We start from the raw sequence: 22,582 nt of genomic DNA, 5'->3' as shown, positions 1-22,582 counted from the left end.
GTCAGTCGGACGAGCGACGGGCGTCGACCGGAGCCTCGCGGCGATCGCCCTCGAAAAGCGGTCCGCCATGACGTCCCAGCTCGACTTCGGCGAAGGCGATCAGGAGATCGGCTCGACCCTCGGCGAGCAGGCGCTGGAAGGCTTCGTCGAAGTCCCGGCCGAGCGATTCGTCCAGCGCCGCCAGCAGTCGGGGAATCCATTTCCCGCTTCCGGTCCAATGGCCGCGTCCCAGCAGCATCAGATCCGCGAGCCGCTGATGGAGGGCGGCGCCGATGGCCAGCAACTCCTGCGGCGTGCGCCGATCCCGCAGATCATCGAGCAGGTCGGTGATCTCGTATCTGAGCGCGTCGCGGCGTTCTGCCGCCAGCGGCGGAGGACCCTTTGCTAGAAGTCCAAGGGCCTCGGAGCGCAGGGTTTCGGCCCCAGCGGTGACCGGGCCGACGAGGCGACCATCGGCGACCATGGTGACGATGCTGGGGCGGCCCCGCGCCGCATCCTGATCCATGAACCACCGCAGCGTCGCGGGGTCATGGACGAAGGCCTCGACCGGAAAGCCGCCCGACCGGAAGGATTCCCGCCTGGCGCGATCGATCCGGCCGTACACCACTACGAGGTCGATGTCGGAATGGGCCGTACCCTGGCCGCGAATGATGGAGCCTGCCACGAAGGCGAAGTCCGCATCCGGGTAGCGTTCGGCCAGCACAACCTGGGCCGTCACCAGCGCCGCCTCGATCCGTGCGGTTCCCGTCGTCATCACCCGTCCCCCGAGGCCGGCCGAATCCCTACTCGAACCGCAGCCGCTCGACCAGGAAGTCGATGAAAGCGCGCACCCGGGCCGGCATGGTGCCGCGGCCCAGGAACACGGCGTGGATCTCCTCCATCTCGCGCGGGTCGTGGTCCGGCAGCAGCTCGACCAGCCGGCCGGCTTCGAGGTCGGGCCTGATATGATAGAGGGCCGTGCGGCCGATGCCCATTCCGGCCAGCACCGCCTGGCGCAGCGTCTCGCCATTGTTGACCACCAGCGGGCCGGTCACCTGCATCGGCTTCGGCCCGTCCGGCCCGGTCAGGATCCAGTCGGTGAAGCTGCGCCGGTAGTTGAAGGTCAGGCAGTCATGCCCGGCCAGATCGGCCGGGGTCTGCGGCACGCCGCGGCGCTCGAGATAGGACGGCGCCGCGATCACGGCACGCCGGCTGGCGCCCAGCTTGCGGGCCTGCAGGCTGCTGTCGCGCAACGGCCCGTGGCGGATGGCGACATCGGTGCGCTCGGCCAGGATGTCGACCACCTCGTCGGTCAGACTGACATCCAGCGTCACCGCCGGGAAGCGGGCGCGGAACTCCGGCAAGAGCGGCACCACGCAATGGGTGCCGAACGGGATCGAGGCGCTGATCCGGAGCCGCCCGCGTGGTGCCGAAGCGCCGGCGACGCCGGCCTCGGCCTCGGCGATGTCGGCCAGGATCCGGCTGGCCTGATCGTAGAACAGGTCGCCCTCCGGCGTCGGCCTCAGGCTGCGGGTCGAACGGGCCAGCAGGCGCACCCCCAGCCGCTCCTCCAGCCGGCCGATCAGCTTGGCGACGGCCGACGGCGTCAGGCCGAGACGGCGGGCGGCGGCGGAGAAGCTGCCTTCCTCCACCACCCGGACGAAGACTTCCATTTCACCGGAACGGTTGATGTCCATCGGCGGTTCTCGGCTGGAGTGCTGCGGTTCGATTCCCTGAAATCTTCAAATCAAGGTTTCGGACTATCGAGGGTGGATTCGGAAACGACGTCCTGGCATGCTGCGGTGCATCAAAACTGGTTTCGAGGTGTTGCCGGCCCAGCTGGACTGGGTCGCTAGACGGAAGGGATCTCCCATGTCCAGAATCCTGATCGAGCAGGACGGCGCGCAGCGCAAGGCCAGCGCGACGTTCTTCCGCGGCGAGACGACGAATTTCTACCCGAGCGACAAGTCGCTCGAGCGCGCCGGCGTCGTCTCCGACTACTTCGCCAAGGGCTGGATGCCGGCCGAGCGGTTCGTGACCCAGGACACGCCGATCGTCGCCTTCGGCTCCTGCTTCGCCGAGAACATCAGCCGCTACCTGCACAAGGCCGGCTTCAACGTCCTGACCAAGCGCGACAATCTCGCCTATGTCTCGAGCATGGGCGACGGTATGGTCAACACCTTCGCCATCCGCCAGCAATTCGAATGGGCCTGGCTGGGCAAGACGCCGCAGGCCGAGCTGTGGCACGGCTATGACGCCGCCCAGTTCGGCTATGACGAGGCGGTGCGGCAGCGCACCAAGGCGCTGTTCGACGAGGCGGAGCTGTTCGTCATCACCCTCGGCCTGTCCGAGGTGTGGTACGACGAGCCGACCGGCGAGGTGTTCTGGCGGGCGGTGCCGAAGGACAAATACGACCCGGCGCGGCACAAGTTCCGGGTCACCAGCCATGCCGAGAACCTCGAGAACCTGCAGGCGATCCATGCGCTGATCCGCGCCTTCCGGCCGGATGCGGCGGTGCTGTTCACGGTGTCGCCGATCCCGCTGACCGCGACCTTCCGGCCGGTGACCTGCCTGTCGGCCAATGCGGTGTCGAAGGCGATCCTGCGCTCGGCGATGGACGAGTTCTTCCGCCGCAACGCGCCGACCGACCCGCGGCTGTTCTATTTCCCGAGCTACGACATCGTCATGCACGGCTTCAGCCACCAGTGGCGGGACGACCGGCGGCATGTCTATTCCCATGTGCTGGACTTCAACATGAAGGTGTTCGAGCGCTACTACTGCCAAACTGAAATGGACGACGTGGCGGTGCTGGCCTCGTTCCGCTACGCCCAGCGCCAGGACCGGCGGATCGGCCAGCTCGGCCACGCCGCGGTGGCACTGCACGAGGCCGAGACTCCGGATGAGCGCAGGGCCGCCCGGGTGGCGGCGATCAAGAGACAACGCGAGCTGGAGCGGGCGAAGATCCGCGAGGAGCGGCGGCAGCAGCGCATCGCGGCGCGCCGTGCGGCGCAGGGGGCGGCGATCGCGGCGGAGTAGCGGGTTTGGCATCTTGGAAGCCACGTCACAACTGATTGGCTTCCCCGAAGCATAGTTCAAGCTGGGTTTGGCGGCCATCTAGCGGTGAGCTTTCATCGCAAGGTGGCCGTCATGCCCGTCGCCCTCTATGCCCTCGCAGTCGGTGCCTTCGGCATCGGCATCACCGAATTCGTGATCATGGGCCTGCTGATGGAGGTCGGGACCGATCTCGGCGTCTCGATCTCCTCCGCCGGCCTGCTGATCAGCGGCTATGCGCTCGGCGTCGTCGCCGGCGCGCCGATCCTCACCACCCTGACCGGCCGGATGCCGCGCAAGACCGTGCTGCTGGGGCTGATGGTGATCTTCACCCTCGGCAACCTGGCCTGTGCGGTGGCGCCCGACTACGCCACGCTGATGGCGGCGCGCGTGCTGACCGCCTTCGCCCACGGCACCTTCTTCGGCGTCGGCTCGGTGGTCGCCACCGGCCTGGTGCCGGCGCAGAGGCGCGCCTCGGCCATCGCCATCATGTTCACCGGCCTGACCGTCGCCAACGTCCTGGGCGTGCCGTTCGGCACCTGGCTGGGCCAGGGCTTCGGCTGGCGCTCCACCTTCTGGGCCGTGACCGCGGTCGGCCTCGTCGCCCTCGCCGTGATCGCCTTCGCCGTGCCGAAGGACGAGGCGCCGGCCGAGCCATCGGACTGGCGGCAGGACCTGACGGTGCTGGCGCGCCGCCCGGTGCTGCTGGGCCTGCTGACCACCGTGCTGGGCTTCGCCGCCGTCTTCGCCGTCTTCACCTATATCGCGCCGATCCTGACCCAGATTACCGGCGTGTCGGAGCACGCGGTGTCGCCGATCCTGCTGGTGTTCGGCGGCGGGCTGGTGGTCGGCAACCTGGTTGGCGGCAGGTTCGCCGATCGCTGGCTGGTGCCGACGGTGCTGGGCAGCATGCTGGTCCTGGCCGTGGTGCTGGGGCTGATGACCTTCGCCGTGCACAGCATCGTGCTGACCGTGATCTTCGTCGGCCTGCTCGGCGCCGCCGGCTTCGCCACCGTCGCGCCCTTGCAGATGTGGGTGATGGAGAAGGCGGAAGGCGCCGGCCAGAGCCTGGCCTCCAGCTTCAACATCGCCGCCTTCAACCTCGGCAACGCGCTGGGCGCCTGGCTCGGCGGCCAGGTGATCGAGCACGGGCCCGGCCTCGGCGCCGTGCCCTGGGTGGCGGCGCTGGTGCCCCTGGTCGGCGTCGCGGTGGCCATGGTCAGCCTTCGGCTCGACCGCCGAGCCCCGGCCCTGGTCCCCGTTGCGGACTGCGCCTCCTGATCAACAAGACGGCCCGCCGATCCCCGGCGGGCCGTTTCCGTGTCAGCCCGTGGTCCGGTTGGGTTCGGGCATGATGTCGCCGGTGTCGGTCTGCGCCATCGCCCGCTCGCGCTCGACCATGTAGTCGCGGGTGATCGGCACGGTGTCGATGCGCTTGGCGAATTGCAGCTGGAAGATCACCGTGGTGCGGTAGCGGAAGCCGACCTCACACAGCGCCAGGTAGAACTCCCACATCCGGCAGAAGCGCTCATCGTACAGCTTCGCGGCATCGGCCCGGCGGGCCATGAAGCGCTCGCGCCAGTGCCGCAGCGTCTCGGCATAGTGGATGCGCAGCACCTCGACATCGGTGACATAGAGACCGACGCGCTCCGCCATCGTCGCCAGCTCCGACAGGGTCGGCAGGTCGGCGCCCGGGAAGATGTATTTGCGGATGAACGGGTTGATCGGGCCCGGCGTGTCGGAATAGCCGATGCTGTGGATCAGGGCGACGCCGTCATCGGCCAGGAGGCCATGCAGCTTGGCGAAGAACTCGGCGTAGTTGCGCTTGCCGACATGCTCGAACATGCCGACCGAGACGATGCGCTGATAGGGCCCGGCCTCCTGCCGGTAGTCGCGCAGGTGGAACTTCGCCCGGTCGGCCAGCCCGGCCGCTTCCGCCCGCGCCGTGCTCAGCTTGTGCTGCTCGGTGCTCAGGGTCACGCCGGTGACGTCGGCCCCGGCCTCGCGGGCGAGGTAGAGGCCCAAGCCCCCCCAGCCGGAGCCGATATCCAGCGTCTTCAGCCCCGGCCGGTCGAACAGCAGCTTGGCGGCGATGTGCCGCTTCTTGTTCAGCTGCGCCGTCTCCAGGCTGTCCCCGGGGTTGGCGAAATAGGCGCAGGAATACTGGCGGTCGGCGTCCAGGAACAGGTCGTACAGCTGGGCCGAAAGGTCGTAGTGATGGGCGACGTTCTGCTGCGCCTTGCCGACCGGGTTGTACTGCTTCAGCCCGCGGGTCACCCGCGCGATCAGCGCCAGCCAGCCATGGCGGTCGACCTTCAGGTTCTTCGCCACCACCGCCAGGAAGTCGTAGAGCGAACCCTCCTCGACGGTCAGCTGGCCGTCCATATAGGCCTCACCCAGCGCCAGCCCGGGATTGCGCATCAGCGTATAGGCCAGCCGCGGGGACTTCAGCCGGATCACCGCGCGGGGCGGAGAGCTGTCGCCGATGGCATGCGTACGGCCGGCGGCGTCGACCACCCGCAGGCTGCCGTCCCGGACGATCGATTTCAGAAGTGCGATGAACATCCTGTCCGAATCTCTCTCTGACCGCCGTCAGGCGCGGATCGGACGCAGCCCGTGCGGGCATGGCAGGCGATCCGGATCGCCGGGGCGATTCCCTGTCCAAGCGCAAAGTTGGATCATGCCTTGGAACATTTGTGTACCCTTTTTGTCGAATCCGCCGGTCAGCCCCGGCGGATCTCCGGCACCAGCGCCGCTGCCTGGCGCAGCTCCGCCACGAAACGCCGGTGCTCCGCCTCCTGCGCGGCCGGGTCGGGCAGGCGCAGCAGATAGGATGGGTGGATCGTGACCAGCCCCGGCAGGTCGTCGCGGAAGCGCAGCGGCCGACCGCGCAGCGCCGACAGCGGCCCGGCATGGCCGGACAGCGACCGCGCCGCGGTCGCCCCCAGCGCCACCGCCAGGCGCGGCCGCAGCAGCGCCAGCTCCCGCTCCACCCACCAGCGGCAGGCTTCGACCTCGCCGCTGTTCGGCCGCTGATGGATGCGGCGCTTGCCGCGCACCTCGTATTTGAAGTGCTTCACCGCATTGGTGACGTAGATGCGGTCGCGGTCGATCCCGGCCTCGGCCAGGGCCCGGTCGAACACCTGGCCCGCCGGGCCGACGAAGACCCGGCCCGTGAGGTCCTCCTGGTCCCCGGGCTGCTCGCCGAGGAAGACGACCGGTGCGTCCGGTGGCCCCTCGCCCAGGACCGGCTGAGTTGCCGGGCCGTGCAGCGGGCAGCGCCGGCAGGCGGCGATCTCCGACGCCAGCCCGGCGAGGGTGCCGGCGGGGCCGGGCTCGTGCAGCCCCGGCGCCGGTATCGCCTTGCGCGGGGGCTCGGCTGTCGCCGCGATCATCGCCCGGGTGCGGGCCGGCGCGCCGTCCAGCAGCTTGGGAATCAGCCCGGCTTCCGGCAGGTTGCGCCAGTAGCGCTTCGGCATCTCCGCCCGCAGCATCGCCGGGTTGGCCCGCGCCGGATTGAAGGTGGCGGCGTAATAGCGGCGCCAGGCCTCCTCCAGCGCATCCTCGTCCGGCGCATCCTCGCGCCGCATGCCGGGGCCGATGTCGAGCGTCCCGTCGTCCCAGTGCAGCGACCCGTCCGGCGTCAGGATCGACCAGCGCATCGCTGCGAACCGGCCGATGAAAAAGTGCGCCGCCCGGCGCAGGATGTGGTGCTCCGGCTCGAACCAGGCGACGAAGCGCTCGGCGCCGTCCGCCTCGATCCGGCGGAAACGCAGGAAGGCGGTCATCCGGTGCTCGTCACGGTCGACCGCGCCAGCCATCCGCTCCAGCCGCCGGACCAGCGGGTGAGTGGGGTCCTGCAGCAGCGTGCGATGGCCGTGGCCCAACTGCCACAACGCGGTGTAGAGCAGGGCGAAGCGTTCCGGGTCGCGATGGCAGATCACCGGTTCCGCCAGCTCATGGAACCGCTTCGGCACGCTCAGCGGCGGGGCCGCGGCATTGTCCGGGGCTGGGTCGCCGAAGGGCAGGGCGCTCTCCTCCCCCTCCTGCCAGGACACGGTCTCCGGCTCTGCGCCGACGGCGATCAGGCTACGCGCCGCCCGGCGGAAGGCGTCGAGATCGTCGGGACGCTCGATCCGGACCGTGCGCATCACGCGAACAGCGACAGCTGGGTGGGCGGAGGCGCCAGCCGGACGCGCAGATCGGCCCGGTCCAGCAGGCGGGTGGGGCGGTGGTCGGCCGTGACGATGAAGGGCAAGGCGCGCTTCAGGCCGCCGGTCAGCCGCGCCAGGTCGGCCAGGCGCAGCGCGTGGAACCGGCGCGCCTCGACGATCCGGTCCACCGTCCGCGTGCCCAGGCCGGGCACGCGCAGCAGCAGGCCGCGCTCGGCCCGGTTGACGTCGAGCGGGAAGCGGTCGCGGTGGCGCAGCGCCCAGGCCAGCTTGGGGTCGACCGCCAGGTCCAGCATGCCGTCCGGGGCGCCGGCCAGGATCTCCTCCGCCGCGAAGCCGTAGAAGCGCATCAGCCAGTCGGCCTGGTACAGCCGGTGCTCGCGCTGCAGCGGCGGCGCCTTGGCCGGGAGGGCTTGGCTCGCCTCCGGGATCGGGCTGAAGGCGGAGTAGTAGACCCGCTTCAGCCGGTAGCCGGCATAGAGGCCGGCGACAGTGCCCAGGATGGCGCCGTCATCGGCCCCGTCGGCGCCGACGATCAGCTGCGTGCTCTGCCCGGCGGGGGAGAAGCGGGGCGCCTTCGGCTCCGCCTCCGACTCGTCGATGCCCAGCCGCAGCCGGCCCATGGCGCCGCGGATGGTGCGGCTGCGCTTCTCCGGCGCCAGCCGGGTCAGCCCGTCCTCGGTCGGCAGCTCGATGTTGATCGACAGCCGGTCGGCGTAGCGGCCGGCCGCTGCCAGCAGCTCGGGGCTGGCCTCCGGGATCGTCTTCAGATGGATGTAGCCGCGGAAGCCGTGCTCCTGCCGCAGCCGGCGCGCCACCTCCACCAGCTGCTCCATGGTGTGGTCGGCGGAGCGGACGATGCCGGAGGACAGGAACAGTCCTTCGATGTAGTTGCGCCGGTAGAAGCCGATGGTCAGCCGCACCACCTCGTCGACGGTAAACCGGGCACGGCGGACATTGCTGGTCCGCCGGTTGATGCAGTAGGCGCAGTCGTACTGGCAGAAATTGGTCAGCAGGATCTTCAACAGCGACACGCAGCGCCCGTCCGGCGTGTAGGAGTGGCAGATGCCGCGGCCGTTGGTGGAGCCAAGCCCCTTGCCGTCGCGCGAATCGCGGGCGGTGGCGCCGGAGGAGGCGCAGGACACATCGTATTTCGCGGCATCCGCCAGGATCTCCAGCTTGGCGTCGAGGGTCATGGCTCTGTTCATGTTGCTAATTTGTTCTCATTCACGATGGAGTCAATGGCCGTGTTGTCGCGTTAAACTGAGGCAACGAATCCGCAGGAGGGACCCATGGCCGAGGTGGCCAACAATCCGGCGCTGAACCGCTATGAGATGCTGGTCGAGGGCGTCACCGCCTTCGTCGAATACCGGCGCGAGGGCGATGTGATCGCGTTGACCCACACCGAGGTGCCGCAGGCCCTGTCTGGCCGCGGCGTCGGCACGGCCCTGGCGCGCGGCACGCTGGACCTGATCCGCGCCGCTGGGCTGACCATCCGGCCGCTGTGCCCGTTCATCGCCGCCTTCATCGAGCGCCACCCGGACTACTCGGATCTGGTGGCCGCCGATCGCGGTTGACGCTGTCCGCCGCGGCCCCGCAGATTTGCCGGACAAGAATCCGGAAGCAAGAGGCGGTCATGGCGGAGCTGTGCGATCTCGAGGCGGTGGAGCTGCGGCGCCTGATCGGGGCGGGGGAGGTCTCGCCGGTCGATCTGGTCGAAAGCTGCATCGCCCGGATCGAGGCAGCGGACCCGGCGGTCAACGCCATCACCGCCAAGGCGTATGACCGGGCCCGGGCCGAGGCGCGGGCGGCCGAGGCCGCGGTGCGCCGCGGCGACGCGCTGGGACCGCTGCATGGGCTGCCGATCGGGGTGAAGGACCTCAGCGACACCGAGGGGCTGCTGACCGCCTATGGCTCGCCGCTGTTCGCCGACAACGTGCCGGCAGCGGATGAGCGGGTGGTGGCGGTGCTGCGTCAGGCCGGCGCGATCGTGCTGGCCAAGACCAACACGCCGGAATTCGGCGCCGGCGCCAACACCCGCAACCAGGTGTTCGGCCCGACCCGCAACCCGTTCGACCATGACCTGACCTGTGCCGGCTCCTCCGGCGGCTCGGCGGTGGCGCTGGCCTGCGGCATGGTCCCGCTGGCCACTGGCTCCGACCTCGCCGGCAGCCTGCGCACCCCGGCCGCCTATTGCGGCATCGTCGGCTTCCGCCCGACGCCGGGCCTGATCCCGACCGAGACCCGCGGCCATGGCTGGTCGCCGCTGTCGGTCGACGGGCCGATGGCGCGCACGGTGGCGGACGCGGCGCTGATGCTGTCCGCCATGGTCGGGCACGATCCGCGCGACCCACTGTCGCTCGGGGTCGAGGGCGAGCCCTTCTGCGCGCTCGCTGCGGTCGATCTCGGCGGCCTGACCGTCGCCTTCACCGAGGATCTCGGCTTCGCCCCGGTCGACAGCCGCGTCCGCCGCAGCTTCCGCGCCGCCCGGCAGGCGCTGGAGCCGGCGGTCGGCGGCAGCGTCGATTTCGCCGTGGATATGAATGGTGTGGACGAGGCCTTCGCCACGTTGCGCGCCGTCGGCTTCGTCGCCGGCCATCGCGAGAAGGTCGAGGCGACGCCGGACAAGGTCGGTCCGAACGTCACCGCCAATGTCGCCGCCGGGCTGAAGCTTGGCCTCGCCGACGTGGCCAGCGCGCTGACGGTGCAGACCCGGGTGGTGCGCGACGCCGACGCCTTCCTGTCCGAAGTCGACGTGGTGATCTGCCCGGTGGCCGGCCACCCGCCATTCCCGTGGCAGGACTGGTACCCGGCCACGATCGACGGCGCCGTCCTGTCCAGCTACTTCCACTGGCTGGCGCTGGCCTATGGTCCGACCATGGCCGGCCTGCCCTCGGTGGCGCTGCCCTTCGGCCGTGACGAGGCCGGCCTGCCCTTCGGCCTGCAGATCATCGGCCGCCGCCGCGGTGACCATGCGGTGCTGTCCGCCGCCCGGGCGATCGAGGCCTGGGCCGGGCAAAACGGCTTCGGCCGGGCGATACCGACGGTCGCCTGACGATTTATCGGCCGGGCCTGTCACATCCGCGAAGGCCATCTCGTCTTGATGTCGAAACCGCCCCGACGGGCGGTTCCGATCTCAAGACTGGAAGGTTCGACCCATGTCCACTCGTCTCGACTACGCCACCGTCGCCCCCGGTGCCATCAAGGCCCAGTACGGCGTGCACATCTATCTGGAGGGCTGCGGCCTGCCGATGACCCTGCAGGAGCTGGTGTTCCTGCGCGTCTCGCAGATCAACGGCTGCGCCTATTGCCTCGACATGCACGCCAAGGCCCTGCGCAAGGACGGCGAGGGCCAGCAACGGCTGGACGCCGTGGCCGGCTGGCGCGAGGCGCACGGCCTGTTCAGCGCCCGCGAGCGGGCGGCGCTGGCATGGGCCGAGGCGCTGACTCTGGTGGCCGACACCCGCCAGGTGCCTGACGCGATCTATGATGAGGTGAAGGCCCAGTTCAGCGATCGCGAGCTGGTCGACCTGACCCTCGCCATCGGCTCGATCAACAGCTGGAACCGCCTGGCCGTGGGCTTTGCCCGGGGGCCGGAGCCGGACGAGCAGAGCCGGAAGGCCGCCGCAGCCTGAGGGCCGACAACCGGTTCCGCTCACCAAACAGGGGATCTTTCGACATGTCCATGCGTCTCGATTGGGCCGCCACGGCCCCCGGCGCCCTGAAGGCGCAGTACGGCGTGCACGTCTATCTGGAGAGCTGTGGCCTGCCGAAGTCCCTGCTGCTGCTGGTCGACCTGCGCGTGTCGCAGATCAACGGCTGCGCCTTCTGCCTCGACATGCACGCCAAGAGCCTGCGCGAGGCCGGGGAGAGCCAGCAGCGGCTCGATTGCCTGGCGGGTTGGCGTGAGGCGCACGGCCTGTTCAGCGCCCGTGAGCAGGCGGCGCTGGCCTGGGCCGAAGTGCTGACCTGCGTCGCCGACGCACGGCAGGTGCCGGATGCAATCTATGAAGCGGCGAAGGCGCAGTTCAGCGATCGAGAGCTGGTCGACCTGACGCTGGCCGTATGCTCGATCAACAGCTGGAACCGGTTGGCGGTCGGCTTCGGCAAGGGGCCGGAGCCGGATGGTGCCAGCCGCGAGGCTGCCGCGGCCTGACGTTCTGCCGGTCTGCGGGCTCCGGCGGGCGGCTTCGGCCGCCCGTCGCTTTTTCACGCCATGACATCCGGCTTGCCTCGACGCATTTTGCACTGCAGCATCCCGGTCCGGGACGACAGATCCCGAAGAGTGGGAGTGCACCGAGGTGAGCGTTTCCGCGCCGATCCGGCGCATCACGATCCCGCAGCTCCGCGCCCGCAAGGGGCAGGAGCCGATCGTGGTGCTGACCGCCTACACCACGCCGGTGGCCCGGCTGCTGGACCCGCATGTCGACGCGCTCTTGGTCGGCGACAGCCTGGGCATGGTGGTGCACGGGTTGGACAGTACGGTCGGCGTCACGCTCGAGATGATGGCGCTGCACACCGCCGCGGTCCGCCGCGGCTCGGCCCGGGCCGCGATCGTCACCGACCTGCCCTTCGGCAGCTACCAGGCCTCGCCGCGCGACGCCTTCGCCGCCTCCGCCCGGCTGATGGCCGAGGGCGCCTCGGCGGTGAAGCTGGAGGGCGGCGAGGAGATGGCGGAGACGGTAGCCTTCCTCACCGCCCGCGGCATTCCGGTGATGGGCCATGTCGGCCTGCTGCCGCAATCGGTCAACGTGCTGGGCGGCTACAACGCCCGCGGCCGGTCGGCGGGGGAGGCGGCGCGCATCCTCTCGGCCGCCAAGGCCATTGCCGCGGCCGGCGCCTTCTCGCTGGTGATCGAGGGCACGGTCGAGCCGCTGGCCCGCCGGATCACGGAGGAGGTGCCGATCCCGACCATCGGCATCGGCGCCTCTGCCGCCTGCGACGGCCAGGTGCTGGTGACCGACGACCTGCTGGGCCTGACCGGCGCCGCGACGCCGCGCTTTGTCCGCCGCTATGCCGACCTCGAAGCCGTGATCACCGAGGCGGCGACGGGCTTCGCCGCCGATGTCCGCGCCCGGCGCTTCCCGGGCCCCGAGCATGTCTTCGCCGAGAAGAAGCCGTCATGACCGATCCCGCCAATCCCGTGATCGCCCGGACCGCGGCCGAGCTGCGCGCCGCCGTGGCCGGCTGGCGCCGGGCCGGCGACCGCATCGGCCTGGTGCCGACCATGGGCGCGCTGCACCAGGGCCATCTGGAGCTGGCCGCGGCCCTGCGGAAGGCCGGGGCCGCCCGGGTGCTGTTCAGCATCTTCGTCAACCCGGCCCAGTTCGGCCCGAAGGAGGATTTCAGCCGCTATCCGCGGCGCGAGGCCGAGGACCTGGCCAAGCTGGCCTCGATCGGCGCCGACCTGGCCTATCTGCCGACGGTCGACGAGATTTACCCGGAGGGCTTCGCCTTCTCGATCGTACCCAGCGGCCCGATCGTCGCCGATCTCGAGGCGGCGGTGCGGCCCGGCCATTTCGCCGGGGTGGCGACGGTGGTGGCGAAGCTGCTGATCCAGGCGGCGCCGGACCTCGCCGCCTTCGGCGAGAAGGACTATCAGCAGCTGCTGCTGGTGCGCCGGCTGGTGCGCGACCTGGACCTGCCCTGCGAGATCCTGGGCGTGCCGACGGTGCGCGACCGCGACGGCCTGGCCCTGTCGTCGCGCAACGCCTATCTCGGCGAGGCGCAACTGGCGGTGGCGCGGCGGCTGAACCGGATCATGGCGGAGATCGCCGCCGATCCGGCGTTGCTGGCCGCGGGGCCGGACCGGCTGCGCGACGCCGGCTTCGACGCGGTCGATTATCTGGTGCTGCGCGACGCCGAGACGCTGGCCGAGCCGGCGCCCGGCCGGCCGCGGCGGCTGATCGCCGCGGTCCGGCTCGGCGCCACGCGTCTGCTCGACAACATGGCCGTGCCGTAAAGCCTACTGGGCCGGCGCCGGCTGCGTCTGGTCCTGCTGTCCGGTCAGCGAGGAGGGCGGGGCCGACAGCGGCCGGCGCTGGATCGCCTCGGCCGGAACCGCGGGCGGCGCCGGCTCGCCCTGCATGATCGGGCGGTCGATCGGCACGGTGTTGTCGCTGCCGCAGGCGGCGAGGGCCAGGACGGATAGGCCGGCGGCGGCCAGGATCAGACGGGTCATGGGCATCCTCGGTCGTTCCATGGGGTGCGCACTCTAGCCATCCAGGGCGGCGGAGGCGAGGGGTGGCGCCACCCTGGAAGCTGCAACGCGATTGCGGCAGAAATCGGCAGGCGGGCCTCAAAAACTGTCATGCCCGGGCTTGACCCGGGCATCCAGAAAATGTCGACAGCGTCTGGATTGCCGGGTCAAGCCCGGCAATGACAGTGAGTTGAATGGAACGGACGGCTCAGACAGCCGATTCCATCAGTTTCTTGGTGGTCTCGACCAAGCCCTTCACCGCGGCGACCGACTTGTCGAAGGCGGCCTTCTCGTCGGCGTTGAACTGGACCTCGACGATCCGCTCCACGCCGCCGGCGCCGATCACCACCGGCACGCCGATGTAGAAGTCGCTGACGCCGTACTGGCCGGTCAGGTAGGCGGCGCAGGGCAGCACGCGCTTTTTGTCGCGCAGATAGCTCTCAGCCATGGCGATGGCGGAGGAGGCGGGGGCGTAGAAGGCGCTGCCGGTCTTCAGCAGGCCGACGATCTCGGCGCCGCCGTCGCGGGTGCGCTGGATGATCTGGTCCAGCTTCTCCTGCGTGGTCCAGCCCATCTTCACCAAGTCCGGCAGCGGGATGCCGGCAACGGTGGAGTAGCGGGCCAGCGGCACCATGGTGTCGCCATGGCCGCCCAGCACGAAGGCGGTGACGTCCTCGACCGAGACGTTGAACTCCTCGGCCAGGAAGTAGCGGAAGCGGGCCGAGTCGAGCACGCCGGCCATGCCGACCACCTTCTCCGGCTTCAGGCCGGAGACCTCGCGCAGCACGCCGACCATGGCGTCCAGCGGGTTGGTGATGCAGATCACGAAGGCGTTCGGGGCGTATTGCTTGATGCCGGCGCCGACCGCCTGCATCACCTTGGTGTTGATGCCGATCAGGTCGTCGCGGCTCATGCCCGGCTTGCGCGGCACGCCGGCGGTGACGATGACGACGTCGGCGCCCTCGATCGCGGAATAGTCGCTGCCGCCCTTCAGCACGGCGTCGAAGCCCTCGACCGCCGAGGCCTGGGCGATGTCGAGCGCCTTGCCCTGCGGCACGCCGTCGACCACGTCGAACAGGACGATGTCGCCGAGCTCCTTGAGGCCGGCGAGAAGGGCGAGGGTGCCGCCGATTTGCCCGGCGCCGATGAGGGCGATCTTGTTGCGCGCCATAGCGTGCCATCCTTATGAGGGGGCGAAAAGTCGGCCCTGTCCTAGCGCTATTTCGCAGATGCGGCAAGAACGGGCGGGCCCGTCGCGGGTTGATCCGGACGAAGCGGTTGTCATCGACGGCAAGCGCCCCAGATCAGGTCCACAACAATGGCAGGTTCCGCGATGCGCATTCTCCTCCCGGCCGTGCTCGCCGTCGTCGCGGTGGCCGGCACCTCCCGCGCCCAGGAGGCTCAGCCGGCCAAGCCTGAAACGCCGCCTGCCGCCGCCGAGGCTCCGGCTGCGCCCGCAGCCCCGGCGCCCGACCAGCGGCAGGCCTCGGAGACGCCGGCGGTGGTGATCGATGGCGGCGCGGCCGGCACGCTGCTCGGCAAATCGGTGCGCAGCGCCTCGGGCGACGATCTCGGCCGGGTCGTGGACGTGGTGGTCGACCGCGCCGGAATGACGCGGGCCGCCATCGTCGATTTCGGCGGGTTCCTCGGCGTCGGCTCGCGCCAGATCGCGGTCGACTGGCGGGTGCTGCACTTCCCCAAGGACGGCAGCATGGACACCATCGTCACCGACCTGACCGAGGCCCAGCTGCGCGGCGCGCCGGCCTACAAGCGGGACGAGCCGGTGGTCGTGGTCGGCCGGGCGGACACCGCGCCGGCCCCGGCCGCACCGGACGCGCCGGGCTCGCCGTCCTCCGCTCCCGCCCCGGCCCAGGCCGCCCCCGCTCCCGCAGCCGCGCCGGACGCCAACGCACCGGCGCCGAAGCCCTAGCCGGGCCGATGGCGGGAAACGGCGGTTTCGACCGGAAGGACGCAGCCGGGGCCACGGCTCCGGTCGACGCGACTGTGCCGCAGCCGTCTCGCGGCAGCCGCCGCGGGCTCGACTGGTTCGTGTTCTTCGTCGCCGATGTGCAGACCGGGTTCGGCGCCTTCGTCGCGGTGTTCCTGACGACGCAGCGCTGGACCCAGGTCGATATCGGCCTGGTGCTCACCGTCAGCGGGCTGGTCGGGCTGGTCGGGCAGGTGCCGCTCGGGGCCTTCGTCGACAGCGTGCGGTCGGTGCGGGCGACGGCCGCCGTGGCGCTGACCGCGATCGGCATCGCCGCCTTCGCCTTCGCCGCCTGGCCGATCTTCCCGGTCGTGCTGGCGTCGCGCGTGCTGCACGCGGCGGCCAGCTGCATCGTCAGCTTCGCCATCGTCTCGCTCAGCCTCGGCCTGGCCGGCCCGGCCGGAATGGGCGAGCGCCTGGGCCGCAATGCCGCCTTCGCCTCGGCCGGCACCGGCATCGCCGCCGCGGTGATGGGGCTGTGCGGTCAGTATCTGTCGAGCCAGGCGGTGTTCTTCCTGGCCGCGGCGCTGGTGGCGCCGGCGCTGTTCGCCCTGACCCGAATCCGGCCCGGCGAGATCCGGGCGGCCCCGGCGGCGCCGCGGCGGGAAGGGAAGGGGCTGCAGTCTTCGCTGGCCGGCCTCGCCGTGCTGGCGCGCAACCGCACGCTGATGATCTTCGCCGGCTGCATCGCCATGTTCCACCTGGCGAATGCGGCGATGCTGCCGCTCGCCGCCAGCATGGTGACCCTGCGGTCGAGCCAGGCGGCGACGCTGATGGTCGCCGCCGCGGTGATCGTGCCGCAGTTGACCGTCACGGTCCTGTCGCCCTGGATCGGCCGGGCGGCGCAGCGCTGGGGCCGGCGGCCGTTCCTGATCCTCGGCTTCGTGGCGCTGGCGGTCCGCGCCTTCCTGTTCTCGCTGACCGGCGAGCCGCAGTTGCTGGTGCTGTTCCAGGTGCTGGACGGTGTGTCGGCGACGGTGCTCGGCGTGCTGGTGCCACTGACCGTGGCCGATCTCGCCCGCGGCAGCGGCCATTTCAACCTGGCCCAGGGGCTGGTCGGCTGCGCCATGGGCATCGGCGCCGCGATCAGCACCATCCTGGCCGGGCTCGTGGCCGATGCGTTCGGCAGCTACGCCGCCTTCACCACCCTGGCGGCTGTCGCCGCCGCCGGGCTGGTGCTGATCACGCTGACGATGCCGGAGACACGGCCAGCCGAGGAGGCCTAAAGCTCCGGCGCGAAGCGGGTGCGCAGCTCCTCCGGGATCGGGAAGGACTGGCGCGTCTCCAGGTCGAACATCGCGCTCACCGTCTCCGCCGTCGCGTGGCAGCGGTCGCCGACGAACAGCGCCTGGGCGTAGGTGAAGGACTTGCCGCCCAGCTTCACCATCCGGGTGCCGATGCGCACGTCGTTCGGCCAGGTCAGCTCGCGCAGGAAGTTCATGGTGATGCGGACCACCACGGCGCCGCGGCTCTTGCCCAGATGGATGCCGGCATCGCGGAAGAAATGCAGCCGCGCCGTCTCGAAATAGACGCCGTACGCGTTGTTGTTCACATGGCCCAGCGCGTCGGTGTCGGAGTAGCGCACGCGCTCCTCCGCCCAATGCGGGTAGGCGGCGGGATCGGTCGGGTCGAACTCAGTCATTCTGCACTCCGGTCGGGGCTGCCCGCGAGATAGCCCCGAATCGGCGGCGGAGAAAAGCCGCAGCTTGTCGCGAGACAAGGTTCCGGTCGCCGGGCGGGGCCGGCGGGCCTACCGTTCCCGGACCAGGGACAGAAGGAGAAGCGCCATGAGCGCCGAACAGGATTGGCTGGTCACGGTGGCCGGGACCGAGGCTCTTTTTCCCGCTTTGCCGGCCGAGCAGTTCCTCGACCGGCTGCAGCACGGCACCATGGAGACCGGGCTGTACGCCCCGCGCGGCACCGATCCGCAGGAGCCGCACAGGCGCGACGAGCTCTATGTGGTCTGGCGCGGCACCGGCACATTCTTCCGCGACGGCGAGCGCAAACCGTTCGGGCCGGGTGACGTGATCTTCGTTCCGGCCCATATGGAGCATCGGTTCGAGGAGTTCAGCGATGATTTTGCGACATGGGTGATCTTCTGGGGGCCGGAGGGCGGGGAGACGCGCTAGAGCTGGCACCGCGAGCCACGCCGGCCTGGGGTGCCGATCTCGGCGCACCGGCGACGCCGCGACAGGAAGCCGAGGCGCTGCGCCTGGCCGCCGAGATGGGCGCCGTGGCCGGCCGCTTTGCGCTCGACTGGGCGGCGCTGCAGCCGGAGGGCCGCGGCAAGCTCGACCCTGCGGCGCTGGCCGGGCTTGATCGCCGGGTCGATGCGATGGGCGAGGCCGGGCTAAGCCCCTGGCCGATGCTGGCGCCGGCCCGGCTGCCGCGCGACATCCGCATCCGCGGCGGCTGGACCGCGCGCGACACGGCCTGGCGCTTCGCCGAATTCGCCTGCCGGGTCGCCGGTCGGATCGGCGACCGCATGGCGGCGCTTTCGGTCGATGCTGGCGCCCCCGGCTTCGCCCGCGACGAGGCCGCCTGGCGCGACCGCCCGATCGGCATGGCGGAGGACGCGGCCTACCGCGCGATCCTGCACCATCTGCTGCTCGGCCGCGGCCTGGCGCTGTCGGCGCTGCGGCAGGAGAGCACCGGCTGGCGGCTGGGCGCCGCGCTGGCCGGCCCGCCGCCCGAGCCTTGGGACGACACGCTGGCCTCCTCCGACGCCGTCGTGATCGCGGAGGCGCTGGGCTGGGAGGGGGCGGTCTCCACCCTGCGCGACGGCCGGTATCCGGAACTGGCGGCCGAGCGGCTGGGCCGGCTGGTCGAGGAGGACGACGAGAAGCGCTGCCGCGGCCCGGTCGACCTGCTGCTGCTCGACCATGCCGGGCCGCTCTGGGCGCGGATGGAGGATGCGGCCCCGGGCGGGGTCGAATTGCTCAGCCGGCCGCGCGGCACCGCGCCGGAGAGCGCCGGCCCCGACTCGCTGCGCCGGGCGCTCGACCGGCTGGCCGCGGCCTGGCCGAAGCTGCCGCTCCATCTGACGCTGCGGGTCGCGGCCGACGACCCGCCGCTGCGCGAGGGCCGGATCGAGGACGGTGTTCGGATCGAGCGGCTGGAGGTGCAACTGGAGGCCGCCGAGGCCGCCTGGGAAGCGGGCGCGCCGCTCGCCACCGTGTTCCTCGGCCCGGTGCTGGACGACGGCGCCGCGCCGCCCGCCGGGCTGGCCGTCTGGGACCGGCGCGCCGACGCGCCGCTGCCGAAGGACAGCTGGCGCCGGCTGCAGTTCCGCATCCGGGGGTAGGGAAGATCGGCGGGCGAATGCGCCACCCGCCGTGACGGCCGGCGCTACAGCACGAAATCGGCGGCGATGCAGGTCGTCATGGCTTCCCTTCGCGTGAAACGGGTCGCGGGTCGGCGCGGCCGGCCGAAGATGAAAACTGGAAGAATAATTCCTGACGGCCCGCTCAAACGGCCGGCGCAAGTCCCTGTAAAACCTGGATTCGACCGATAAAACCCCTGTTCCGTAGCAGCACAATGTGACGTCGGTATGTTCGCCGCGGGCATGGCCGGCCTTCCGCCTGCGACGGAACCGGACGGGCCGCGCTGCGTTGATTCGTCACGCCGCGGGGGGACGCCGCGACGCCATCGCGGCGACAGCCCGCGGCCTGATGGAGTGTCAGGTCATGACTCGGACCCGTCTGCGCCGGCTGGTACAGGCCGGTACCCTGGCCGCAGCCGCGGCTGGCCTCGGCGGCTGCTACGCCTATCCGGTGGGCTATGCCGGCTACAGCACCTATGGCTATGACGACTATGCCTATGCGCCGCCGCCGACCTACAGCGCCCCGAGGTACTACAGTTATCCTCGGGCCTACAGCTATCCGCGAGCCTACAGCTATCCAAACTACTACAGGGCCCCGCGGTACTCCGGCTATCCCCGGTACTACGGCTATCCACGCTACGGCTATGGCGTCGGCTACAGCACTTACGACGACGATGCTCGAGGCGGCAACCGGCGCTAGCCGCCGGCCGCCCATGTCTTACCCAGCCGCGGGTTGAGGGAAGCGGCCCGCGGCCTTAAGGAGTATCAGCTCATGTCCCCGACCGGTCTGCGTCGGTTTTTCCTGGTGGGTGCCCTGGCGACTGCGGCCAGCCTGGGTGCCTGCGTCGCCTATCCGGGAGACTACGGGTACGACGGATACGGCGACAGCTACGCCTATAACGACTATGGCTACGGCACCGGCTATTCCCGGCCGAGCTACGGCTATCCCGGCGGCTATTACTCGCGAGGCTACAGCTCTCCGCGGTACTACAGCAGCCGCCGCTCGTACTACGACAACGACCGGCGCTCCTACCGGCGGTCCTACAGCCGCCGCGACGACGGCTGGCGCGATGGCGACCGGAGCCATTACGTCCGTCGCAACGACGGCGACAATGGCTGGCGCAATGGCGACCGGAATCGCTATGTCCGTCGCAACGATGGCGACAACCGCCGCTACGATCGCGGTTCGTCGAACCGCGGCGCTTCCCGAAATCCGTACTACTACTATCGGCCGGGACACGAGAACGACCGCTGACCGGCCGTCAGGCGGCTTAGCAAGTCAGGGGCCGGCTCGTCAGGCGATCCAGCCCAGCGCCACAGCGCCCAGCAGCAGTGCGCCGAAGATGATCCGGTAGATCGCGAAGGCGGTGAAGCGGTGGGTCTGGATGTAGCCCAGCAGCCACTTCACCGCGATGAAGGCGGTGACGGTCGAGACCACGAAGGCGACGCCCAGCGCGCCCCAATCCTCATGCGCGCCGCCCTCCTTGAACTGGCCGTACAGCTCATAGGCGCTCGCCGCGTACATGGTCGGGATGCCGACCAGGAAAGCGAATTCGGTCGCCGCGGCGCGGTTGCTGGCGCCCACCAGCATGGCGGCGAAGATGGTGGCGGCCGAGCGCGAGGTGCCCGGGAAGATGCCGGCCACGATCTGAGCCAGGCCGACCACGATGGCCACCAGCCAAGTGATCTTGACGCTGTCGGGCAGCTTGGCCGCCTGCCGCTCGGCCCAGATCATCCAGAAGCCGCCGACCACCAGCGCGATCGCGATCGGCAGGATGTTCTCCGGCAGGGTGAAGCCGAGCTTCTTGGCGACCAGGCCCAACACGGCGGTGATCACGAAAGCCAGCAGCAGCCGGATCGCGTAGTGCCGGTTCTCCGGCCGGCGCCAGCCCAGCACCAGGTCGAAGATGCGGCGCCAGTAGATGATGGTCACGGCCAGGATGGCGCCGGCCTGGATGACGATGTTGAAGGTGTCCGAGCGCTCGCCCAGCCAGTGCTCGGCGATGATCAGGTGGCCGGTCGAGGAGATCGGAAGAAACTCGGTGATGCCTTCGATCACCCCGAGGATGATCGCGCTCAGATAGTCCAAGACGGTGCTCCGGGGTGAAACGAGGCCACCTCGCTTGTGAACGAAGCGGACGGGTTTGGAAAGCCCCGCCGCGGCGGCGGGACCGATCCTGGCGCGAATTCACCTCGGAGGAGGTGCCGGATCAGCCTCCGGCCGCGGTGGCCTCGAGGTCGGGATCCCGGCCGGCGCGGTAATCGGCGAAGGTGAAGGGCACCGTCACGGTCGGCGACAATTCGCCGCCGGCGACGCCGTACAGGTAGTTCAGCCAGAAGCAGCGGCCGATCTGCGTCAGGCCGCAGCCTTGGCCCCAGTCGTGAAAGCCGGTGGCGTAGCGGATGGAGATGCCCGAATGCGGCAGGGTCAGCCGCCCGCCCTCGCCCCAGAAGGCCGGGAAATCCCCGACCGGCCGGCCGATGATGGCGACCTGGTCGCCGCCGAAATGCTTCAGCCGGGCTAGGGTGGAGATCGCGGCGGAGAAGGTGTCGGGGCCGGTCAGGACACGGATCCGCGCTTCCGGCCCGACGACCTCGGGCAACCGGCGGGTGAAGACGGCGGTCAGCATGTAATCGCCGCCGGTGTTGGCGCGCAGGTCGACGATCACGGTCTTCGGCTTGCGCTCCGCGGCCTCAGCCAGCACCCGGTCGAGGAACAGCTCAAGACCGTCGCCGGGCTCATCGCGGATGCGGCGCAACTCGACGAACAGCGTGTCCGGTGCCGGATAGTCGTGCCAATAGGCGCGGTCGGCGTGCTGCAGGTAGAGCGGTGGCGCGTCCACCCCCGCTAGGACATGCCGCCAGGGGCCGTCATCCGCCGGCAGCGCGGTCGGCAGCAGGTCGGCGGCCGGCCACCGCACCTCGCCCTCCGGCCGGATCGCCGGCCGCGGATCGGCCTCGATCCGCCGTTCGACGCGCCGGCCGTCCGGCAGGTCGAAGGCCAGGGTCGCGGCATCGGCCGCGGGCAGCAACCCGAGGGCGTGCAGCGCGGCGGGGGAGGAGAGGAGGCTGACCGACAGCAGCTTGGCCCGGACGTCGTTGCCGCCGATGCAGGGCCGCAGCGCGCCGGCCAGATCCTCGGGTGTCCTGCCGTCCAGCACGGCCACGCGCGCGCCGAGCAGGTCGGCCAGCGCCGCCCGGGCGGCGACCACGTGCAGGCCGTCGTCGAACCAGACCAGCCGCAGCGGCAGCGCGTTCAGCGACCGGCCCATGGCGGCGCCGCGGACATAGGTGTGGCCGTTGCCGGCCAGCGCCACGGCGCAGGTGATTGCCATCTCGAAGCGGGCCCGGTCCATCCCCGCGGGGCCTGTCGCCGACACCTCCGCCAGCAGCCCCTCGATCCGCAGGTCGAAGCGTTCGCGGGCGCCCTCCGCGAAGCTGCGGTCGACCTCCGGCAGCCGGCGCAGCAGCTCCAGATCCTGGCGGTCGGCCTCGGCCTGAGTCTGCGGCGGCGGGGCCTCCAGCACCGGGACGGGCGGGTAGTTGGGCCGCACCGCGGCGACATAGGCGGCGGCCGGCACGGCCAGCAGGGCGGCGGCGATCCCGGCCGCGAGTTTCCATCGCTTCTTCATGGGCGTCCCCCGACGCAACACCGCCCGGGTTGGGCGGCGGTCAGGGTGTTGCAACGGGTGTGCCAGGACGTCGTGGGGCCGGTCCCGCGACGGCCTTCACACATGATCGGTAACACTGACGGTGGACATATGAGCCGATTACCTCTCCCGCTTGCGGGAGAGGTCGGAGACGCGAAGCGGCTCCGGGTGAGGGGATGGCGGCCTCGCCGAAAGCGCAGCGTTTCCGCGGGGGAGCACATG

24 protein-coding genes are annotated in these 22,582 nt (G+C 70.6%); 14 read left to right on the top strand and 10 right to left on the bottom strand.

The window, feature by feature from the left end; all coding sequences use genetic code 11:
- Window position 1: 1 nt before the first annotated feature.
- Window positions 2-754 carry a hypothetical protein gene (locus AB4Z01_RS08555; RefSeq protein ID WP_441692426.1) on the bottom strand — a complete coding sequence of 251 codons (753 nt, stop codon included), beginning with the start codon at window positions 752-754 and terminating at the stop codon, window positions 2-4.
- A 28-nt stretch (window positions 755-782) separates the two neighbouring features.
- Entirely contained in the window at window positions 783-1,676 is an 894-nt protein-coding gene (locus tag AB4Z01_RS08550) for a LysR family transcriptional regulator (RefSeq protein ID WP_441692425.1), read from the bottom strand.
- Window positions 1,677-1,851: 175 nt separating this feature from the next.
- Between AB4Z01_RS08550 and AB4Z01_RS08545 the strand changes: the two genes are divergently transcribed.
- Both AB4Z01_RS08545 and AB4Z01_RS08540 read left to right on the top strand, forming a co-directional pair.
- Window positions 1,852-3,015 (top strand): GSCFA domain-containing protein, encoded by a 1,164-nt coding sequence (locus AB4Z01_RS08545; RefSeq protein ID WP_441692424.1) that lies wholly within the window; start codon window positions 1,852-1,854, stop codon window positions 3,013-3,015.
- A gap of 111 nt (window positions 3,016-3,126) precedes the next feature.
- Complete coding sequence (locus AB4Z01_RS08540) at window positions 3,127-4,311, top strand: MFS transporter (RefSeq protein ID WP_441692423.1); 1,185 nt, start codon at window positions 3,127-3,129, stop codon at window positions 4,309-4,311.
- A gap of 42 nt (window positions 4,312-4,353) precedes the next feature.
- Here AB4Z01_RS08540 and AB4Z01_RS08535 read toward each other — a convergent pair whose 3' ends face one another.
- The 3 genes from AB4Z01_RS08535 to AB4Z01_RS08525 form a co-directional block, all read right to left on the bottom strand.
- The gene (locus tag AB4Z01_RS08535) at window positions 4,354-5,595 is read right to left on the bottom strand and encodes a class I SAM-dependent methyltransferase (RefSeq protein WP_441692422.1); all 1,242 of its coding nucleotides are present in this window, start codon (window positions 5,593-5,595) and stop codon (window positions 4,354-4,356) included.
- Window positions 5,596-5,753: 158 nt separating this feature from the next.
- The gene (locus AB4Z01_RS08530; RefSeq protein WP_441692470.1) at window positions 5,754-7,181 is read right to left on the bottom strand and encodes a UdgX family uracil-DNA binding protein; all 1,428 of its coding nucleotides are present in this window, start codon (window positions 7,179-7,181) and stop codon (window positions 5,754-5,756) included.
- Window positions 7,181-8,398: a putative DNA modification/repair radical SAM protein gene (locus AB4Z01_RS08525; RefSeq protein ID WP_441692421.1), complete on the bottom strand. Its 1,218-nt coding sequence runs from the start codon at window positions 8,396-8,398 to the stop codon at window positions 7,181-7,183. Before AB4Z01_RS08525 ends, AB4Z01_RS08530 begins: the two co-directional genes overlap by 1 nt.
- A gap of 96 nt (window positions 8,399-8,494) precedes the next feature.
- On the opposite strand from AB4Z01_RS08525, the gene AB4Z01_RS08520 reads away from it, so the two are divergent.
- From AB4Z01_RS08520 to panC, 6 genes are all read left to right on the top strand, one after another.
- Window positions 8,495-8,779, top strand: a complete 285-nt coding sequence (locus AB4Z01_RS08520; protein WP_441692420.1) for a GNAT family N-acetyltransferase — start codon at window positions 8,495-8,497, stop codon at window positions 8,777-8,779.
- Between the two features lie 59 nt (window positions 8,780-8,838).
- Window positions 8,839-10,257: an amidase gene (locus tag AB4Z01_RS08515; RefSeq protein WP_441692419.1), complete on the top strand. Its 1,419-nt coding sequence runs from the start codon at window positions 8,839-8,841 to the stop codon at window positions 10,255-10,257.
- Between the two features lie 103 nt (window positions 10,258-10,360).
- Window positions 10,361-10,837, top strand: coding sequence for a carboxymuconolactone decarboxylase family protein (locus tag AB4Z01_RS08510; RefSeq protein WP_441692418.1), 477 nt, complete (start codon window positions 10,361-10,363; stop codon window positions 10,835-10,837).
- 44 nt (window positions 10,838-10,881) lie between these two features.
- Window positions 10,882-11,358 (top strand): carboxymuconolactone decarboxylase family protein, encoded by a 477-nt coding sequence (locus tag AB4Z01_RS08505; RefSeq protein WP_441692417.1) that lies wholly within the window; start codon window positions 10,882-10,884, stop codon window positions 11,356-11,358.
- Between the two features lie 145 nt (window positions 11,359-11,503).
- Window positions 11,504-12,328 carry a 3-methyl-2-oxobutanoate hydroxymethyltransferase gene (gene panB, locus AB4Z01_RS08500; RefSeq protein ID WP_441692415.1) on the top strand — a complete coding sequence of 275 codons (825 nt, stop codon included), beginning with the start codon at window positions 11,504-11,506 and terminating at the stop codon, window positions 12,326-12,328.
- The gene (gene panC / locus AB4Z01_RS08495; protein ID WP_441692414.1) at window positions 12,325-13,164 is read left to right on the top strand and encodes a pantoate--beta-alanine ligase; all 840 of its coding nucleotides are present in this window, start codon (window positions 12,325-12,327) and stop codon (window positions 13,162-13,164) included. Before panB ends, panC begins: the two co-directional genes overlap by 4 nt.
- A gap of 3 nt (window positions 13,165-13,167) precedes the next feature.
- Here panC and AB4Z01_RS08490 read toward each other — a convergent pair whose 3' ends face one another.
- Together AB4Z01_RS08490 and mdh are read right to left on the bottom strand one after the other, a co-directional pair.
- The gene (locus AB4Z01_RS08490; RefSeq protein ID WP_441692412.1) at window positions 13,168-13,383 is read right to left on the bottom strand and encodes a hypothetical protein; all 216 of its coding nucleotides are present in this window, start codon (window positions 13,381-13,383) and stop codon (window positions 13,168-13,170) included.
- Between the two features lie 226 nt (window positions 13,384-13,609).
- Window positions 13,610-14,572: a malate dehydrogenase gene (gene mdh, locus AB4Z01_RS08485; RefSeq protein WP_441692411.1), complete on the bottom strand. Its 963-nt coding sequence runs from the start codon at window positions 14,570-14,572 to the stop codon at window positions 13,610-13,612.
- 162 nt (window positions 14,573-14,734) lie between these two features.
- Here mdh and AB4Z01_RS08480 point away from each other — a divergent pair, with 162 nt between their 5' ends.
- Together AB4Z01_RS08480 and AB4Z01_RS08475 are read left to right on the top strand one after the other, a co-directional pair.
- Window positions 14,735-15,331, top strand: a complete 597-nt coding sequence (locus AB4Z01_RS08480; RefSeq protein ID WP_441692409.1) for a PRC-barrel domain-containing protein — start codon at window positions 14,735-14,737, stop codon at window positions 15,329-15,331.
- Between the two features lie 74 nt (window positions 15,332-15,405).
- A complete protein-coding gene (locus AB4Z01_RS08475; protein ID WP_441692407.1) occupies window positions 15,406-16,614 on the top strand; it encodes an MFS transporter in 1,209 nt (402 codons plus the stop codon).
- On the opposite strand, the gene AB4Z01_RS08470 is transcribed toward AB4Z01_RS08475, so the two are convergent.
- Entirely contained in the window at window positions 16,611-17,030 is a 420-nt protein-coding gene (locus AB4Z01_RS08470; RefSeq protein ID WP_441692406.1) for an acyl-CoA thioesterase, read from the bottom strand. The genes AB4Z01_RS08475 and AB4Z01_RS08470 overlap by 4 nt on opposite strands.
- Window positions 17,031-17,175: 145 nt before the next feature.
- On the opposite strand from AB4Z01_RS08470, the gene AB4Z01_RS08465 reads away from it, so the two are divergent.
- The 4 genes from AB4Z01_RS08465 (at window position 17,176) to AB4Z01_RS08450 (ending at window position 19,965) form a co-directional block, all read left to right on the top strand.
- The gene (locus AB4Z01_RS08465; RefSeq protein WP_441692404.1) at window positions 17,176-17,517 is read left to right on the top strand and encodes a cupin domain-containing protein; all 342 of its coding nucleotides are present in this window, start codon (window positions 17,176-17,178) and stop codon (window positions 17,515-17,517) included.
- Window positions 17,475-18,692, top strand: a complete 1,218-nt coding sequence (locus tag AB4Z01_RS08460) for a family 1 glycosylhydrolase (protein WP_441692402.1) — start codon at window positions 17,475-17,477, stop codon at window positions 18,690-18,692. Before AB4Z01_RS08465 ends, AB4Z01_RS08460 begins: the two co-directional genes overlap by 43 nt.
- A 382-nt stretch (window positions 18,693-19,074) precedes the next feature.
- Window positions 19,075-19,410: a hypothetical protein gene (locus AB4Z01_RS08455; protein ID WP_441692401.1), complete on the top strand. Its 336-nt coding sequence runs from the start codon at window positions 19,075-19,077 to the stop codon at window positions 19,408-19,410.
- A 72-nt stretch (window positions 19,411-19,482) separates the two neighbouring features.
- Complete coding sequence (locus AB4Z01_RS08450) at window positions 19,483-19,965, top strand: hypothetical protein (protein ID WP_441692400.1); 483 nt, start codon at window positions 19,483-19,485, stop codon at window positions 19,963-19,965.
- Between the two features lie 39 nt (window positions 19,966-20,004).
- Here the strand turns inward: AB4Z01_RS08450 and AB4Z01_RS08445 are convergent, their stop codons facing one another.
- Entirely contained in the window at window positions 20,005-20,799 is a 795-nt protein-coding gene (locus tag AB4Z01_RS08445) for an undecaprenyl-diphosphate phosphatase (RefSeq protein ID WP_441692399.1), read from the bottom strand.
- A gap of 121 nt (window positions 20,800-20,920) precedes the next feature.
- On the bottom strand, window positions 20,921-22,342 hold the full coding sequence (locus AB4Z01_RS08440) for a hypothetical protein (protein ID WP_441692397.1): 1,422 nt from the start codon (window positions 22,340-22,342) through the stop codon (window positions 20,921-20,923).
- Between the last annotated feature and the right edge of the window lie 240 nt (window positions 22,343-22,582).

The organism is Inquilinus sp. YAF38, assembly GCF_052113205.1.
Classification (GTDB): Bacteria; Pseudomonadota; Alphaproteobacteria; order DSM-16000; family Inquilinaceae; genus Inquilinus.
This window is presented reverse-complemented; position numbering and strand designations above follow the sequence as displayed.

Bases quoted from the DNA above. Each gene is read 5' to 3' on its own strand.
- AB4Z01_RS08465 (WP_441692404.1), top strand. From the start codon at position 17,176: ATGAGCGCCGAACAGGATTGGCTGGTCACGGTGGCCGGGACCGAGGCT.
- AB4Z01_RS08515 (WP_441692419.1), top strand. From the start codon at position 8,839: ATGGCGGAGCTGTGCGATCTCGAGGCGGTGGAGCTGCGGCGCCTGATC.
- AB4Z01_RS08510 (WP_441692418.1), top strand. From the start codon at position 10,361: ATGTCCACTCGTCTCGACTACGCCACCGTCGCCCCCGGTGCCATCAAG.
- AB4Z01_RS08455 (WP_441692401.1), top strand. From the start codon at position 19,075: ATGACTCGGACCCGTCTGCGCCGGCTGGTACAGGCCGGTACCCTGGCC.
- AB4Z01_RS08535 (WP_441692422.1), bottom strand. From the start codon at position 5,595: ATGTTCATCGCACTTCTGAAATCGATCGTCCGGGACGGCAGCCTGCGG.
- AB4Z01_RS08550 (WP_441692425.1), bottom strand. From the start codon at position 1,676: ATGGACATCAACCGTTCCGGTGAAATGGAAGTCTTCGTCCGGGTGGTG.
- mdh (WP_441692411.1), bottom strand. From the start codon at position 14,572: ATGGCGCGCAACAAGATCGCCCTCATCGGCGCCGGGCAAATCGGCGGC.
- panC (WP_441692414.1), top strand. From the start codon at position 12,325: ATGACCGATCCCGCCAATCCCGTGATCGCCCGGACCGCGGCCGAGCTG.
- AB4Z01_RS08530 (WP_441692470.1), bottom strand. From the start codon at position 7,181: ATGCGCACGGTCCGGATCGAGCGTCCCGACGATCTCGACGCCTTCCGC.
- AB4Z01_RS08470 (WP_441692406.1), bottom strand. From the start codon at position 17,030: ATGACTGAGTTCGACCCGACCGATCCCGCCGCCTACCCGCATTGGGCG.
- AB4Z01_RS08555 (WP_441692426.1), bottom strand. From the start codon at position 754: ATGACGACGGGAACCGCACGGATCGAGGCGGCGCTGGTGACGGCCCAG.
- AB4Z01_RS08520 (WP_441692420.1), top strand. From the start codon at position 8,495: ATGGCCGAGGTGGCCAACAATCCGGCGCTGAACCGCTATGAGATGCTG.
- AB4Z01_RS08440 (WP_441692397.1), bottom strand. From the start codon at position 22,342: ATGAAGAAGCGATGGAAACTCGCGGCCGGGATCGCCGCCGCCCTGCTG.
- AB4Z01_RS08545 (WP_441692424.1), top strand. From the start codon at position 1,852: ATGTCCAGAATCCTGATCGAGCAGGACGGCGCGCAGCGCAAGGCCAGC.
- AB4Z01_RS08525 (WP_441692421.1), bottom strand. From the start codon at position 8,398: ATGACCCTCGACGCCAAGCTGGAGATCCTGGCGGATGCCGCGAAATAC.
- AB4Z01_RS08540 (WP_441692423.1), top strand. From the start codon at position 3,127: ATGCCCGTCGCCCTCTATGCCCTCGCAGTCGGTGCCTTCGGCATCGGC.
- AB4Z01_RS08460 (WP_441692402.1), top strand. From the start codon at position 17,475: ATGGGTGATCTTCTGGGGGCCGGAGGGCGGGGAGACGCGCTAGAGCTG.
- AB4Z01_RS08450 (WP_441692400.1), top strand. From the start codon at position 19,483: ATGTCCCCGACCGGTCTGCGTCGGTTTTTCCTGGTGGGTGCCCTGGCG.
- AB4Z01_RS08505 (WP_441692417.1), top strand. From the start codon at position 10,882: ATGTCCATGCGTCTCGATTGGGCCGCCACGGCCCCCGGCGCCCTGAAG.
- AB4Z01_RS08490 (WP_441692412.1), bottom strand. From the start codon at position 13,383: ATGACCCGTCTGATCCTGGCCGCCGCCGGCCTATCCGTCCTGGCCCTC.
- AB4Z01_RS08480 (WP_441692409.1), top strand. From the start codon at position 14,735: ATGCGCATTCTCCTCCCGGCCGTGCTCGCCGTCGTCGCGGTGGCCGGC.